Source organism: Streptomyces sp. NPDC048442 (assembly GCF_040651475.1).
Taxonomy (GTDB): domain Bacteria; phylum Actinomycetota; class Actinomycetes; order Streptomycetales; family Streptomycetaceae; genus Streptomyces.
The window spans coordinates 120,397-134,866 of the sequence record NZ_JBEZKB010000020.1; the positions used below are offsets into that span (position 1 = coordinate 120,397).

Annotated in this window: 14 protein-coding genes; 4 read left to right on the forward strand and 10 right to left on the reverse strand. The window is 70.0% G+C overall.

Annotated features, from left to right (window positions below; genetic code table 11):
* Window positions 1-40 precede the first annotated feature (40 nt).
* The 3 genes from AB0D18_RS27240 to AB0D18_RS27250 all read right to left on the reverse strand — a co-directional run bounded on the left by AB0D18_RS27240 (window position 41) and on the right by AB0D18_RS27250 (window position 3,661).
* Window positions 41-637 (reverse strand): hypothetical protein, encoded by a 597-nt coding sequence (locus AB0D18_RS27240; RefSeq protein WP_362423832.1) that lies wholly within the window; start codon window positions 635-637, stop codon window positions 41-43.
* Entirely contained in the window at window positions 624-3,038 is a 2,415-nt protein-coding gene (locus AB0D18_RS27245; protein WP_362423835.1) for a DUF3289 family protein, read from the reverse strand. The genes AB0D18_RS27240 and AB0D18_RS27245 overlap by 14 nt, the downstream gene beginning before the upstream one ends.
* A 275-nt stretch (window positions 3,039-3,313) precedes the next feature.
* A complete protein-coding gene (locus tag AB0D18_RS27250; RefSeq protein WP_362423838.1) occupies window positions 3,314-3,661 on the reverse strand; it encodes a cupin domain-containing protein in 348 nt (115 codons plus the stop codon).
* A gap of 70 nt (window positions 3,662-3,731) precedes the next feature.
* Between AB0D18_RS27250 and AB0D18_RS27255 the strand changes: the two genes are divergently transcribed.
* Window positions 3,732-4,703, forward strand: a complete 972-nt coding sequence (locus AB0D18_RS27255) for a helix-turn-helix domain-containing protein (RefSeq protein WP_362423840.1) — start codon at window positions 3,732-3,734, stop codon at window positions 4,701-4,703.
* Between the two features lie 93 nt (window positions 4,704-4,796).
* Here AB0D18_RS27255 and AB0D18_RS27260 read toward each other — a convergent pair whose 3' ends face one another.
* The 3 genes from AB0D18_RS27260 to AB0D18_RS27270 are packed head-to-tail and all read right to left on the reverse strand — an operon-like array spanning window position 4,797 to window position 6,390.
* Window positions 4,797-5,651: a hypothetical protein gene (locus AB0D18_RS27260; RefSeq protein WP_362423843.1), complete on the reverse strand. Its 855-nt coding sequence runs from the start codon at window positions 5,649-5,651 to the stop codon at window positions 4,797-4,799.
* Window positions 5,648-6,184, reverse strand: a complete 537-nt coding sequence (locus AB0D18_RS27265; RefSeq protein WP_362423846.1) for a sigma-70 family RNA polymerase sigma factor — start codon at window positions 6,182-6,184, stop codon at window positions 5,648-5,650. The genes AB0D18_RS27260 and AB0D18_RS27265 overlap by 4 nt, the downstream gene beginning before the upstream one ends.
* Window positions 6,185-6,231: 47 nt before the next feature.
* The gene (locus AB0D18_RS27270; RefSeq protein ID WP_362423984.1) at window positions 6,232-6,390 is read right to left on the reverse strand and encodes a hypothetical protein; all 159 of its coding nucleotides are present in this window, start codon (window positions 6,388-6,390) and stop codon (window positions 6,232-6,234) included.
* Between the two features lie 544 nt (window positions 6,391-6,934).
* Here AB0D18_RS27270 and AB0D18_RS27275 point away from each other — a divergent pair.
* Complete coding sequence (locus tag AB0D18_RS27275; RefSeq protein WP_362423972.1) at window positions 6,935-8,161, forward strand: DUF418 domain-containing protein; 1,227 nt, start codon at window positions 6,935-6,937, stop codon at window positions 8,159-8,161.
* Between the two features lie 418 nt (window positions 8,162-8,579).
* On the opposite strand, the gene AB0D18_RS27280 is transcribed toward AB0D18_RS27275, so the two are convergent.
* The gene (locus tag AB0D18_RS27280) at window positions 8,580-9,473 is read right to left on the reverse strand and encodes an NADP-dependent oxidoreductase (RefSeq protein WP_362423849.1); all 894 of its coding nucleotides are present in this window, start codon (window positions 9,471-9,473) and stop codon (window positions 8,580-8,582) included.
* A gap of 71 nt (window positions 9,474-9,544) precedes the next feature.
* On the opposite strand from AB0D18_RS27280, the gene AB0D18_RS27285 reads away from it, so the two are divergent.
* Window positions 9,545-10,114: a helix-turn-helix domain-containing protein gene (locus tag AB0D18_RS27285; RefSeq protein WP_362423852.1), complete on the forward strand. Its 570-nt coding sequence runs from the start codon at window positions 9,545-9,547 to the stop codon at window positions 10,112-10,114.
* A gap of 162 nt (window positions 10,115-10,276) precedes the next feature.
* Complete coding sequence (locus tag AB0D18_RS27290; protein ID WP_362423855.1) at window positions 10,277-11,164, forward strand: MBL fold metallo-hydrolase; 888 nt, start codon at window positions 10,277-10,279, stop codon at window positions 11,162-11,164.
* A 74-nt stretch (window positions 11,165-11,238) separates the two neighbouring features.
* Here AB0D18_RS27290 and AB0D18_RS27295 read toward each other — a convergent pair whose 3' ends face one another.
* The 3 genes from AB0D18_RS27295 to AB0D18_RS27305 all read right to left on the reverse strand — a co-directional run bounded on the left by AB0D18_RS27295 (window position 11,239) and on the right by AB0D18_RS27305 (window position 14,184).
* Window positions 11,239-11,835: a hypothetical protein gene (locus AB0D18_RS27295; protein ID WP_362423858.1), complete on the reverse strand. Its 597-nt coding sequence runs from the start codon at window positions 11,833-11,835 to the stop codon at window positions 11,239-11,241.
* Window positions 11,832-12,224: a PadR family transcriptional regulator gene (locus tag AB0D18_RS27300; RefSeq protein WP_362423860.1), complete on the reverse strand. Its 393-nt coding sequence runs from the start codon at window positions 12,222-12,224 to the stop codon at window positions 11,832-11,834. Before AB0D18_RS27300 ends, AB0D18_RS27295 begins: the two co-directional genes overlap by 4 nt.
* 397 nt (window positions 12,225-12,621) lie before the next feature.
* Window positions 12,622-14,184 (reverse strand): alpha/beta hydrolase, encoded by a 1,563-nt coding sequence (locus AB0D18_RS27305; protein ID WP_362423863.1) that lies wholly within the window; start codon window positions 14,182-14,184, stop codon window positions 12,622-12,624.
* Window positions 14,185-14,470 lie beyond the last annotated feature (286 nt).

Consider the following 14,470-nt stretch of genomic DNA (forward strand, 5'->3'; position numbering starts at 1 on the left):
GACGTCCGCCCGAAGACGTCCGGCCGAAGACGTCCGAGCGCTACTGCCACTGATCATCCTCACGTTCCACGTCGGGGATCGGCCCGAGGAGCGTCCACCCCGGCCGCAGTGACCGGGTGCCCCGGAACCCGCGGTCCTTCGCGTACGCCACCGCGTCCGTACCGTCGGACACGTGCATGATCGTGTAGCGCGGCGGGTCGTTCCCGTACAGGCGGAAGAACGTGCGCCCAGGGTCTTTCGACTGATGCACAATCACGTCGACGCCTCGCAGGGCCTCGTACGCCGCCCGGTCCCCCGCGGTCGCCTGCTTGCAGGATTCGGCCCGTCCGGCCTCACGTACGCAGATCAGCGTCAGACTCCAGCCGATCCGTTCGGCCTGCGGGTGGGCGGCCGCCAGCTCCCGCATCCGGGCGTCGGCCTTGGCGAAGGCCGCCCGACTGTGCGCGAACTGCGTCTCCACCTTGTCGAACCGCCGGTCGTCGAACCCGCTGCCGAAATGTGCCTCCAGCACTCCGAGGACGACGACCCGCCAGACCAGGAAGAGCGCCGCCACGACGATCAGCGTGACGAGCACGATCCGGCCCGGCGAGCGCCGCCGTCGGCGCCGCTCCGGTTCGAGGGCGTCAGAAGGAACCATTGATGGGTACTTCGACGTCCGCCACCGCGATTGCCGGGGCGTATTTCCCGTCGAACCGGTCATAGTGCTGGAGTGTAAACCAGTCGATAAAACCGTAGTTGGTGATCTCGTCGTCGGGGTCGAGCCCGAAGTGGTCGTACGAGTGGAAGACCAGGGTTCCGGAGAACGTGCTACCGGTGACCTGGTAGTCCTTCAGCCGGATCGTGTGCCCGTGGAACTGGTGGATGGCGATGGAGAGGGCACGCTGGTTGGCGTCGCCGACGGAGAAGTCGTACACCGGGTACTGCAGGCCGCTGTTGTTGAACAGCTGGTACAGCAGGTTCTTGTTCAGGTCGTCCTGGACCTGGAACTGGGCCGTTCCGCCCCGGTTCTCCGTGAGGGACTGGAGGATGATCCCCTTGGCCTTCTCGATGTAGCTCTTCTCCTGCGGTGATGCCGCGACCGCCCGGGACAGGGCGCTGCCGGAGCCGACCTGGAGGTACTTGGCGGGGTCGTAGTTGTCGTCCACGGTGACGGTGCCCGCGCTCTGCCCGTTGTGGCCGTAGCGGAAGGCGTTCCGCAGGTCGTCCACCGCCTGCTGGTTGTCGGCGTCCGCGCCGAACTTGCCGATGTTCATGATGTCGTTGAACTCGGCCCACATCAGGAACTCGGGGGTGAACGAGGCGACCCAGAAGTCCCAGCTTATGTCGGTCAGTTCGTCGTAGTCGTAGTCGTTGAACGTCAGGTCGTCCGCGACCTGCTGGCTCGGCGGCACCGGGAAGTTGTTGGGGTCGGGCTCCTTGCGCCTGCCCTCCCGGTTCTGGGACTGGTGGATCAGCATGTCCGTCGGGTCGGAGACGAGCGGCTGCCGGTCGGTGCTGTCCCGGGTGCCGTCGCCGTCGGTGTCCCGCTTCAGCGGATTCGAGGTCAGCCTGGCGTAGCGCAGCCCCTTCGTCCCGGACAGCTCGTCCGTGACGATCTGGAGCTCCTTGCCGTCCTTCAGCGAGTCGCCGTCCGTGTCCGGGTTCCTGGGGTCCATCGCACCGACGGGCACGCCGTTGCCCTGGAGGAGGCTCCCGTCCCGGATCTCGTTCTCGTAGTAGTCGCTGAGCCCGTCGTTGTCGGTGTCCTTCGACAGGTCCGGTGCCTGGGCGGAACCCTTGCGGAGGGTCTGGTCCCACACCTTGTCGAAGACGCGGCTGTCGAGCACGACGTACTTGGAGAAGTTCCCGGTCGTGGCCGTGATCGTGGCACCGTCGACCTGCTGGTCCGCGAGCTTGACCAGCCGCTGGGACGTGTCGTCGTAGCGGTAGACGGCGGGCTTGGCATCCGGTCCCGTCTGCTTCGGGTCGAGCGTGAAGGAGATCTTCGCCCGGTCGAAGCGGCCGTCGACCGCGAACTCGTACCCCTTGCCGAGGTAACCCGGAGTGGAGGTCGGGAACTGGCTCTGGCCGGCCGGAAGTTCGGTGATCCGGAACGTCGACACTTGCTGAGGGCCGAGACCCTTGATCGTGGCCGAGACCTTGGTGGCGCCGCCGTTCGCGGAGCGCGTCACGTCGAAGGCGGACTCCGCGGCGCGCGGGTTGGACCCGATCCGTATCTCCTGGCCGTCGTCCACGCCGTCGCCGTCGGTGTCGGACTTGACCGGACTCGTGTGCCCGGCAAGCTCCTTTCCGTCGGCCAGTCCGTCGCCGTCGGTGTCCGCACGCGTGAGCGAGGTCCTGAGCTGTACCTCGCGCTGGTTCGCCACCTTGTCGCCGTCCGGGTCCTCCCTGCCGTCCTGGACCCCGTCACCGTCGCTGTCCGGCTTCAACGGACTGCTGCCGGTGCCGAGTTCGAGGAAGTCGGACAGACCGTCCCGGTCCGTGTCCCGGCTCGACGGGTCGAGCTTGGCGCGCTGCTCCATGTCGTCCGGGAGTCCGTCGCCGTCGGTGTCCTTCGTCGGCCGCGCCCCGTTCCTCGCGAAAGTCGCCCACGCGGGCGTGTGCGCCGCCGTCTTTCCGTCCTGCGCGCGATACCAGAGGGTCGAGGTCGTGCCCGGTTCGATCCGCTTGTCCGCCGGGTCGTTCTGGAGCGTCGTACGCATGCCCTGCCGGGCTTCCAGCTTCGCCGCCCCGGTCGCCGTGATCCGGTCCGGCGACTCGAACGACAGCGACCAACCGTTGATGTCGTCCTTGGAGACGTTCTTGATCTGCAGCTGCGCGATGTAGGAGCCCTTCGGCAACGTGTCGCGGAGCGTCCGTGGCACCTTGCTCCACTGCGGATCGTCCGTCGCGAGCTGTTGGTAGGAAACGCTGACCGCGTCGTCCCGGTAGATCGTCTTCTCGGAAGCGGAGCCGTTGTCGTCGCCCGCGACGGCGGGCGCCGCGGTTCCGAGCAGGAGTAACAAGGCACTTAATGGCACTGTGACGCGTCTGTTCATGGTGCCTCCCACGATTGGAGACTTGCCTGTCGTCGCGAAGTGGCCCTGGTTTCAAGGGACTTCACCAATCGGACGGTGAAACTAGCAGGCGTGAGAGGTGGTTACCAGAGCCCCCGGAGGGGAGGTCGGGGACGACTTGGCGAATGAGGCGTCCGAGGCGTCCGAGGCGTCTGCGGATGATGTTGACGGTGGGCATGCCGGCGGGGGCGCTCGACCGCCGGTGGCGGGGGCGCGCCCCCGCCACCGGCCCGGGGCCCGCCCCCGCCCTCTTCCCCCTATCCCTCCGGGTAGAAGACGAACAGGGTGCACCCTGTCGCCGTCTGCGGTATGTGTGACGAGCCCGCGGGGGCGTGGAGGAAGGAGCCCGCCGGGTAGTCGCGGTCGCCGTCGTTGAAAACGCCGGACACCACGAACACTTCCTCGGGGCCCGGGTCGTGCACGTCCACGCCCTGCCAGCACGCGCCCGGATCCAGCTCCACCAGCTGGGCGTTCGCGCCGTTCTCCCCCTTCCAGAGCGGGCGCAGCCGGATGCCGGGGAAGAGCTCGCGGACGGGTGCGTCACGTACGTGGGACCAGGTGTAGCCGGGGGTGTTCCACCCGGTCGGCGGGGAGTTCGTTGTCATGGAGCCAGCCTGTCCGGCCACCGCCTTCCGGCCCAGTGTCAGAAATGACATTCTGGTGTACTTTCCTGCCATGCATCATGTGGTCGCCCTGGTCCACCCGCCCCAATCGACCTTCGAACTCGGCTGTGCGGCGGACGTGTTCGGCATCGAGCGCCCCGGGATCCCCCGTCGTTACACGTTCAGCGTGTGCACCGAGCATCCCGGGCAGGTCCCGACGCTCGCCGGGTACGACATGTCCGTCGCCGGCGGGCTGGAGGAAATCGACCGGGCGGACACCGTGGTGGTCCCCGGGTGGCTGCCCACCGAGGAACCGCCGTCCGCCGCGATCGTGTCGGCCCTGCGTCGCGCGCACGACCGGGGGGCGCGGGTGGCCAGCATCTGTTCCGGTGCCTTCGCCCTGGCACACTCCGGACTGCTGGACGGGCGGCGCGCCACCACGCACTGGTCGCGGGCGGCGGAACTGGCCGCCGGGTTCCCGGCGGTCCGGGTCGATCCGGATGTGCTGTACGTGGACCACGGCGACGTGGCCACGAGCGCGGGCTCCGGCGCGGGCATCGACCTGTGCCTGCACCTGGTGCGTACGGACCAGGGCGCCGACTACGCCGCCCACGTGGCCCGGAGCATGGTCATGCCGCCCCACCGCGAGGGCGGGCAGCTCCAGTTCGCGGCTCCTGCGCACGCCGCGCAGATCGACGGCTCGCTCGCTCCGCTGCTGGAGTGGGTGACGGGACGCCTCGGCGAGTCCCTCTCCGTCGAGGACCTGGCGGCGCACATCGGCGTCTCCGGACGCACGCTCGCCCGCCGTTTCACCGAGCAGCTGGGCTCGACCCCGGGGCAGTGGCTCCTCTCCCGGCGTATCACCGCGGCCCGCGAGCTGCTGGAGTCCTCCGACCTCGCCCTGGAGGCGATCGCCCACCGGGTCGGCCTCTCCTCGGCCACCAACCTCCACCGGCGCTTCGTACGGGCACTCGGTACGACACCGGGTGCCTACCGGAGGGCGTTCCGGGCGCGACCGGCGGGCGGCCGGAGGTATGCGCCGTAAGGCTTGTACGGGCACGGAGCAGGCGCGGCGGTTCGCCCCGTACGAAGAGCGCCTGCGCCGCTCCGGTGTCACCCGACTCTGCCGAACTCCTCGTCAGCCCTGCGTGCCGAGCAGGGCGCTGTGCAGGGCGTTGAAGTCGCGGACGAGGTCGAAGGTGGGGAGGGAGACGCCGGGTGCGGGTTCCGCGCGCTTGACTTCGAGGGAGATGTGGTCGGATTCGGCGGGCTCGGGGCGGGGGAAGGTGCGTTCGGGCAGCGTCTCCACCTGGGTGGTGGAGGCGGTGTCGGGTGCGTGCAGGGTCTGCTGGAGGCGGCGGATGCGGTCGGTGAAGCCGGGCTTGGGGAGCGGGAGGTCGAGGTCGTCGTCGACGTAGGCGAGCGCGTCGGGCATGTAGGTGAGGACGGCGGTGATGGGGTCGGGGATCGTGCGGGTGTCCTTCTTGAGGAGGCTCAGGATGCGCAGTGCGGCGGCGACGGTGTCCTCGCCGGGGGCGGGGTGTGCCGTCTGGGCGAGCCAGAGTTCGGCGGCCCCTTCCTCGCCGAGGGCCAGGTGGTGCAGGAAGAGGCAGTACGCGGCGGCGATGTCGTCCGCTCCGGCAGCGAACTGCCACCAGAACCGGGCCGCTTCCTCCTGGTCGGCCAGGTGCAGCAGACAGCCCAGCACCCTCGCTCCGGCCGGGGCGGGCAGGACGCCGGTGACGAACTCCTCCAGTTCGGTGAGGGCCCCGGCGTGCCCGGCGACCGCCTCGCAGAGGAGGCGCAGATCGCGTGCCGCGTCGCCTTCCGGGCGCTCCGCGCACCCCTGAGGTTCGGGCGGCACCGGGGAAACGGCAGCGCCGACGCCGAGCCGGGCGGCGAGACGGATCTCGGCGGCGGCGATGTCGCTCTGCGGATAGGGGCGGGCGGTGAGGCGGGCGCGGTCGAGGAGGTTCTCTATGCGGGGGGTCATCCAGCGGTCCTTTCGGTGTCGGTGTCGGTGTCGGTGTCGAGTGCGAGGAGCTGGCGCAGCCGGCGTACGGCGTGGCGGGCGTTGGAGCGCACACTCGCGGGGGTTATGCCGAGTTCGGCGGCGACCTGCTGGTTGGTCATGCCGTGTGCGTGCAGGAGGAGGACCACGTCCATCTGGCGCGGGGGCAGCCGGCGGATGTGGCAGAAGAGGTTGAGGCTCTCTTCGAGCTGGCCGATCGGGTCGACGGCCTTGAGCAGCGCCTCGGTCCGGAAGGCGGCCATGTCCAGCAGGACCGGGCGCCGGTTGCGGGCCTTGCCGGTGTCGATGGTGATGTTGCGCAGGGCCCGCCAGGCGTACCCGTCGGGGTTTTCCGAGCTGAGGACGGAGGGCCAGGCCCTCAGCAGCCGCTCGAAGGCGGCGTCGACCGCTTCCTCGGCGTCTGCCCGGTTGTTCAGCACGGTCTCCGCGTAGCGGATGTAGGCCGCCCGGTGCATCTGGTGGAACGCGCTGAAGTCCACCGGGAGTTTGGTCATCGGCGGCCTGACTCCGTACGGGCGGGGGCTTGGGTGCTGCTCTCTGGTCATTCCTGCCCCCGCTCCAGGTCGGAGCGGTGCATTTCGCTGATGCCGGCGCGTACTCCGGCGGCGGCTATGCGCCGGGACCACACGATCACGTCACGGCCGAACACCCGCACCACGAGTGCTGCCATGACCATCTCTTCCACGTGCTCCATCGTCACGAGCGTGCAGACTCCTCTGTGTGCGCCGGGCGGGACCGCGCCCCCTCGACGGTCCCGGGATGCGCCGTTGTGCGCCTCCGCCTCACAAGACCGATCCTGGACCCGGACTGTGCAACGCCCACCCGGACTTCTTCACCCCGTACCGGACCGGCCGGAACGCGCCACCGCGGTGTCCGCTCCGCCCCGGCACCCCACAACGGCCTCCCGAACACCTGCTGAACAGCCACTCTTCACCCGGCCGTGCCGCGTCAACACGCCTAAAGGGGCGCGGAGTTGAGGCCAGCCGCCCCGCAATGTGACGCGCGACACACTCCTTCCCGGGGTGTTACGCAGCCTCCCACGGCCGTGCGTCGGCTCGCACGCCGGAGCCCGATCCCCGTGGCGGGGGGGCAGGCCGCCCCCGGATCCCCACCGGCGGCGCCCCGTACCGCCCGGCCGGAATCACCCTGTCCACTGGAGCGGATCAGTAGGGTTATATGAACGCCGACACCACACGGCGCTCGTCCACCTGCCGCCGACAAGAATCCATGAGCCTCACGTGACAATGGCCGGGCCCACCACCAGACCCGAACCCCTCATATCCGCACCCGCACCAGCCGCCACGGCCCCCGTCGCCCCACGCCGTCTCCTCGGCGTGGACCTGGCGCGCGCCGTGGCCGTGCTCGCCATGTTTGCGGCGCACGTGGGCCCGAACCCCGTGCCCTCGGGCGCGGGTTGGCTGATGGTCGCGGCCAACGGCCGGGCCCCGGCCGTCTTCACCCTGATAGCGGGCTTCTCGCTCGCCCTGGCGCGAGGCGGCCTTCAACCGCGCCGCGACCCGGGCGGCATCCGGGCCGTCGCGGTGCGCTGCGCCGTCATGGCGCTGGTGGGTCTCCTCCTCACCACGCAGCCGGGCGTACTGATCATCCTCACCTTCTACGCGGCGTACTTCCTGGCCGCGGAGCCCTTCACCCGGCTGCGCCCCGCCGTCCTCACCGCCTGTGCGGCGGCCGGAGTCGTCCTGGGTCCGCTCCTCTCGTACGTGATCGGGCCGCTGACCGGCCACTGGGCGTCCGGACGCGGCGGCACTCCCGCGCTGTCCGACTTCACCACGTGGTCGGGCACGTTCAACTTCTTCGACAAGCTGCTGGTCACCGGCGGGTACCCGTTCCTCACCTATTTCCCTTACGTACTCGTGGGTCTCGCCCTCGGCAGGCTGGTGGACGTCCACCGCACCCGGCCCGTACTCCGGATGACCCTCTGGGGAGCAGCGGCCGCGGTCGCCGGTCACGGAATCTCCTGGTGGGCGGTGGAACACGGCGGCGGCAGGCAGGCACTCCTCGAAGGCATAGCCCGGCACCATGCCTGGGCGGTGGACAGGCCCGATCCGATCGTGTCCGTCCTCGCCCGGCAGATCGGCGCGATCCCCTCGACCGACTGGCACTGGCTGCTGCTCTCCGAGCCGTACAGCCAGACGCCGTTCGAGACCCTGGCGAACGCGGGCGTGGGCGCGGCCGTGATCGGACTGTGCCTGTTCGTCGTCCGCCTCCGCCCGCTGGCCACCGTGCTGAATCCGCTGGCCGTGACCGGAACCATGGCCCTGTCGGTCTACGTCGTCCACGCGTTCGCGATCTCGAATTTCGTCCACGGCCCGGACGGCTGGGTCAAGCTGGCGTGGTTCTGCGTGACGGCGGTGGTCGGCTGCTGGGTCTGGCAGCGCTGCTTCGCCCGCACCGCACTGCGTTACGGACCGCTGGAGTCAGGCCTGCGTGCGCTGACCCGCAAACTCTGAGGCCGCCAGGCCGACGATCGGTGCGTGGCGGCCCCCCCCAGGCGATACGAGGGATGTGTGTGACCGCCCTGACGGCAACAGGTTCCCTCGAGGTGTGGAGACGGCCAGCCCGGGGCGAACGCTCCGTGGCTGGGCTTCGAGCCCGCCAAGGGCCGTGAGCGCATACCCGTGAAGGTGGAGCGCGCCAAGGGCCACACCTTGGTGCTGCCCACCGACGCACAACGCCTGATCGCCACGGGCAAGCTGGACAAACGGCTCTTCGACGTCACGGAATGCCGTGCCAGCCCGAGCCGTGCCGGGCCGAGCCGCGCAGGGCCAGGCCCAGCCGAGCCATGGCCAGGCCGGGCCCTGCCATGCCGGGCCGAGCATGCCGAGCATGCCGAGCAGAGCCGATCCAGGCCAGGCCGGAAGGGGCTGATCAGATGGTGAGGACCCGGCGTCCTCGCGTGTGACCGGCCTGGCTGTCCATGTGTGCCGTCGCGGCCTCGGCGAGCGGGTAGGACTTCTCGACCGGGATGTGGAGCTGTCCCCGCGAGAGAAGGTCGGCGGCCTCGGCGAGTGCTTGCGGTACGTCGCCGGTCACGCCGGAGAACCGGGCACCGAACTCCGGCGCGGTGAGATCGGCGATGGAGATCACCTTCCCCGCGTCCCCGGTCAGCTCGACGAGTTCGGGGATCACACCCGAGCCGGCGAGGTCGAGCGCCGCGTCGACCTGGCCGAGCTCGCGCACCCGCCCGACCCAGCCCTCGCCGTATGTCGTGGCGAGGGCACCCAGGCCGCGCAGGTACTCCTGGTTCGCGGCCCCTGCGGTGCCGATCGCCGTGATGCCGCGGTCGCGGGCGATCTGCAGCACCGCCGATCCGACTCCCCCGGACGCACCGCTGACCAGCAGCGTCTGTCCCGGCCGTACGCCGACCTGGCGGATGATGCGCAGCGCGGTCTCCACCACGGAGGGGTACCCGGCGGCCTCTTCGAAGCTCAGGCTCTCGGGTTTACGGGCCCAGGCCGCCAGCACGGCGAACTCGGCATAGGTGCTCGACCCTCGTCCGAACACGTGGTCGCCGACCTCGACCCCGTCGACGCCCTCGCCCACCTCGTCCACCACTCCGGAGGCGTCCTGCCCGACTCCGGCGGGCAATTCGATCGGGCGGACCTTCTGGAACTGGCCTTCACGGATCCTCCAGTCGACTGGGTTCACGCCCGCCGCCCGTACGGCGATACGTATCTGGCCGGGGCCCGCATGGGGCTCTTCGGCGTTCACGAGGTGCAGAACGTCGGGACCGCCGAACTCGGCGAAGCTCACTCTCTTCATGCGGCCGACCGTAGCACTAACGGTTAGGGTTTCGAAACGGGTACATCTTTGGATTTGGTAGTGTGAGCGCCATGACCGTGCCGACCGGACGCCGCGAGCGCAAGAAAGCCGCGACCCGCCAGAAGATCGCCGACACCGCCCTGCAGCTCTTCCTGGAACGCGGGTACGACGCGGTGGGCATCCGGGACGTGGCCGCCGAGGCCGACGTGGCCGTCACCACGCTCTTCTCCCACTTCGCCTCGAAAGAGGCCCTGGTCTTCGAGCAGGACGACAACTTCGAACAACGCCTCACGCAGGCCGTCACCGACCGGGCACCGCACGAACCGCTCATCCCCGCACTGCGCCGCGAAATCCTGGCCATGGTCCGGCACTGCACGGCGGACGGCTCCGCTCCGATCTACCGCATGATCGAAGAGTCACGTGCCCTGCGGGAGTACGAGGAGTCGATGCGGCTGCGCCATGCGGAGTCACTGGCAACGGCAATCGCCGCCGATCCCGACCTGTCCAGGAGCGCAACGGCCTGCCGGACGATCGCGAGGTTCGTGGCCGAGGCCTATGCGCTGGCCCGCGAGGCGGACGACCCGCAGGCCGCCGTGGACGAGATCTTCCGGATGATCGAAGCGGCCTGGGAAGTCGCCTGACCAGGCTGCGGGAAAATGTGGATATGCGCCCTTAAAACTCCCCTCAGAACAGGGCGGTGGCGCAAGCACAAGATCCGTACCCCCTTCCACTTTTCGCCCGGCGCGCGATACCCCTGAGAACGAGCGGCCGGTCGGCGGGCGCAGTGCGAAAGGGAGTGGACCATGGGTGACGAACGGTTCGAGGCCGGCTGGCGGGTGGACGAGCGCTGCATGAACTGCGACGTCGCCCGGCAGCTCGCCCCCGGTCTGATCGGTGAGGCCGACGGCCGCGCGGTCGTCCTGCGACAGCCGCGGAACCAGACCGAGATCCAGCAGCTCCACACCGCTGCGCACGCCTGTCCGACCCGGTCGATTCGTCCCCCGACCGGGCGGCTCGATGCGGACCTGGACCCCTTCCCGCTGGCACTGGACGCCACCGTGCACCTGTGCGGGCACAATTCCCCGCACACCGCAGGGGCCAACTCCTACCTGGTGCACCGCGCCGACGGCACCGCGATGATGGTGGACACCCCGCGCTGGAGCACTTCGCTGGCCGCGCGCTACGAGGCACTGGGCCCCGTCACCGACGTCCTGCTCACCCACCGCGACCACGCCGCGCACGGCCGTCGCTACGCCGATCGTTTCGGCGCCCGGTTATGGATCCACGAGGGTGACCTCGATGCCGCCCCGGACGCCGACCGAGTGCTCCGTGGCACCGACCCGGTGGAGATCGCCGAAGGGATGATGGCCTTCCCCCTTCCCGGACACACACGGGGCAGCGTGCTCTACCTCGCGGACGAGCGGTACTGCTTCAGCGGCGACAGCTTCTACTGGTCACGCACGACAGCGGACATCGAGGTGGCCGACAACGTCACCTGGTACTCCATCGAGGAACTGGCCGCCTCACTGACTAGGACCGCCCACCGGCTGCGCTTCGAGTGGCTGCTGCCGGGCCACGGCGACCGCCGGCACCTCCCCAGCGACGACATGGCCCGACGCCTGCGGCAGCTGACGGCACGTACCCGGGAACTCCGCCCCCGCCCCGTCGACTTCACCGCGACGCGCTGGTAACGGCGCCGGCCCGCGCAAGGAAACTCTGCGCTCGGCGGGCACACCGCCCTGCCCGGCAACATCTCAGGCGCGGCTCAGGCGCGGCGGACCCGCCAGAGCCAGACTGCCGTGCCGACCATCAGGGCGAGCATCGCCAGGTTGGCCAGGAGGGCCGGGGTGCCGGCCGCCGGGCCGACGCTGGACAGGTTCGAGGTGACGATGACGACGCTCGGCACGACGACGGCGAGCAGTACGCCTGCTGTCTTCTGGACGGCGGTCCAGCGCACTGATGTGCAGAGAAGCACCGCGCCTGTGATGCGGAACAGAACGCCGAATAGGGGACCGGGGCTTTCGGGGAAGACCACGATGAAGAGCATCGAAAGGGTGAGCATCAGGAGCGGGACCAGGGGGTGCACCTTGCCGCGCCGGGCGGGTTCACCGACACCGCTCCTGGCCGGGGCCCCGGCGGCCCCGTTCCCCGCCTCGGCCAGCGCCGTCGCTGCGATCGTACGGGGGTCTCCCAGCTCCGCCAGCACCTCGCCGATCGGGGCGGCGGGGCGTTCGGCGCGCGTCACCTCGATGTGTTCGGCGAGGTCGGCGAGGAGTTCCTGGCGACGGTCGGCGGGGAGCGCGGAGGCCTCGCGCTCGACGGTGGACAGGTAGTCGCGTACGGGATCGGCAGAGGTCTTCATGCGGGGTCTCCGGTGGGGGGAAGTGGGGGGTGTGGGGGGTGTGGGGTGGTCAGGAAGGTGTCGACGGCGTTGCGGAAGCCGGGCCAGACGCGGGTGAACTCGTCGAGCGCGGCCCGGCCGCTGTCGGTGAGCGCGTAGTAGCGACGGGGCGGTCCGGAGGCGGACTCCTGCCAGGTGGTGGTGACCAGGTCGTCGCGGCGGAGCCGGGAGAGCAGCGGGTAGACCGTGCCCTGGCTGGTGGCCAGGGCACCCGAGTCCTCCAGGGCGTGGAGGAGTTCCACGCCGTAGCGGGGGCGGTCCCGCATCAGGGCGAGTACGCAGTACTCCAGGACGCCCTTGCGCAGCTGGGCGGCTGCCCGAGCCTGCTTGGTCGAATCACCTGGTTCCATGCGATGCAAGATACCTGGTGGAGCAAGTAGCTGGGAAGGGGGGTCCCCCCTTGACTCATCAGTCCGGTGGTGCTGGTGCTTTCGTGAACGTGGCCCGGGACGGTGGAGACCACGCGCCTCGCGGCACGACACCAAGACCCGGGCTCGTATCCGTATCCCCGTATCCCCGTATCCCCGTATCCCCGAATCGCTGTATCGCTGTATCGCTGTATCGCCACAGCCGTCGCCCGTCCGGCGGCGGCCCGCGCGCGTGCGTCGCGCTGCGAGTGGCTGTACGCCGCCTTCGAACCCGCGCTACGGGCCTTCCGCTTCGGCGCCTGCGGCTTCCGTCCGACGGACAAGGCCTTCTCACTCGGTGCCCGCCCGTCGACGAACGGTGGCCGATGCGGGATTTTGCCTACCGCCCGGCAGACGCTCGGCAGGTCAGGTCTCCGGCGGGGAGCCTGCCCGTGGTCAGGTAGACCGTGGCGCTCCTGTCCGCACAGGAGTTGGTGCCGTGGACGATGTGCCCCTCTCCTCCGGCGACGGTGACCATCCGGGAGCCGCGCAGGGCCCGGTGCATGCCGCGGGCGGTGGCCAGGGGTGTCTGGGAGTCCCACTCGTTCTGCACGATCAGCACTCTGCTGCTGTGGTCCACCGTGGTCGCGGGCTCGCTGCCCGGCGTCCAGAAGGCGCACGGCTTGATGGTGGACGCGAAGTCGCCGTACAGCGGATACCGGGCCCTGTCGCGGATGGCGTCACCGCGGTACCGCTCGGGCTCGCGCGGCCACGATGCGCGGGTGTCGGCGCACAGGACGGCCCAGGCGCTCGCGGCCTCGTTGTCCGGGGGAACGGCACGGGCGAACGCCGAACCTGGGGCCGAGCCGGGGGCCGGGGCTGGGACCGTGGCCGGGGCCGCCCTGTGCGTGCCGGACGGGTTCGGCTTCGCGCCCCCGGCCGCCCGCTTCAGCCCGGCTACCCATTCGGCGGCCTTCCTGACGCGGAAGAACGTGGCGCGCCCGGCGCGGATACCGTCCCCGGTGACGGGAGTCCCATTGTCGTCGATGGGCCTGCGGTCGGCCCGGACGACCAGGTCCCAGAAGGTCTTGCGGACCTCGGCCGGGGTGCGGCCCAGGTGGTACGTCGCGTGCCGCCTGGCGGTCCACGCGCTCCACCGCACGAAGGCGGGCTCGGTCGCCTTCGCCATGCTCAGGAACATGCCCCGCCCGTACTGCGCCGGGTCCACCGCACTGTCCAGTACGAACCGGTCGGCGCGCCGGGGGAACATCTGCGTGTAGACGGCGCCGAGGTAGGTGCCGTACGAGAAGCCGAGGTAGGAGATCTTCTCCTCGCCCAGCACGGCACGGATGACGTCCATGTCGCGTGCGGTGTTGCGGGTGGTGAGGTGCCGCAGCCTGTCGCCCTCCCGGGCCCGGCACTTGGCGGCCACCGCGCGTGCCCGTCGCACGTCCTTCGGGTAGGTCTCGGCCCGGTACGCGGGCTCCGCGTCCCGCTCCTCGCCCGTCAGTCCGCAGCCGACGGGGGAGCTCTGCCCGACACCCCTCGGGTCGAATCCGATGAGGTCGTACTGCCTCTTCACCGCCGGGGAGAGGCTCAGCTCCGGTCCGACCGGCAGATTCAGCCCCGGCCCGCCGGGGCCGCCCGGGTTGAGCAGCAGAACACCGCGACGCTCCTTCACACTGCCTGCCCTCAGCCGGGATATCGCGATGTCGGTCTTCTTGCCTCCGGGATCGCTGTAGTCCAGCGGCACCTTGAGCGTCGCGCACTGAAAGGTGGCGGGGTTCTCCGCGTCGCAGCGCTGCCACCGTGGTGTCTGTTGCGTGTACTGCTGCAGAGGGTCCTTGGCCGCGGAGGCCTCGGAAGCCGCGGATGCGGAAGGGGCCGTTGCAGGTGTGAGTGCCGAAAGGAGAGTTGCCACGGCGCCGACGGCCATGACGGATGCAATGCGGGTGTGTCGCACAGTGGTGCTCGTCCTTGCTGGGTAGAGGCTGGCTGGCCCTTCCGCCCTTGGGGGCGCGGGACGTTGGCCATCAGCCGTACTCCCGTCCACAGGTCAGGGCACGATCCTGGCTTCCGGGGCCGCGTACGCGCATCGCGGAAAGGCGGGAGAAAGTGCTCCCTCGATCGGGGGAGGCCCCGGCTGGCAGGTTCGGCGTGCCTGAAAAGTCTCCCGCGAATACCGGGCGGGTTCCGTCCGGTATGGGTCGTAGCGTGCGGTCGTATCCACCGACAGGGCAGATCAGAGG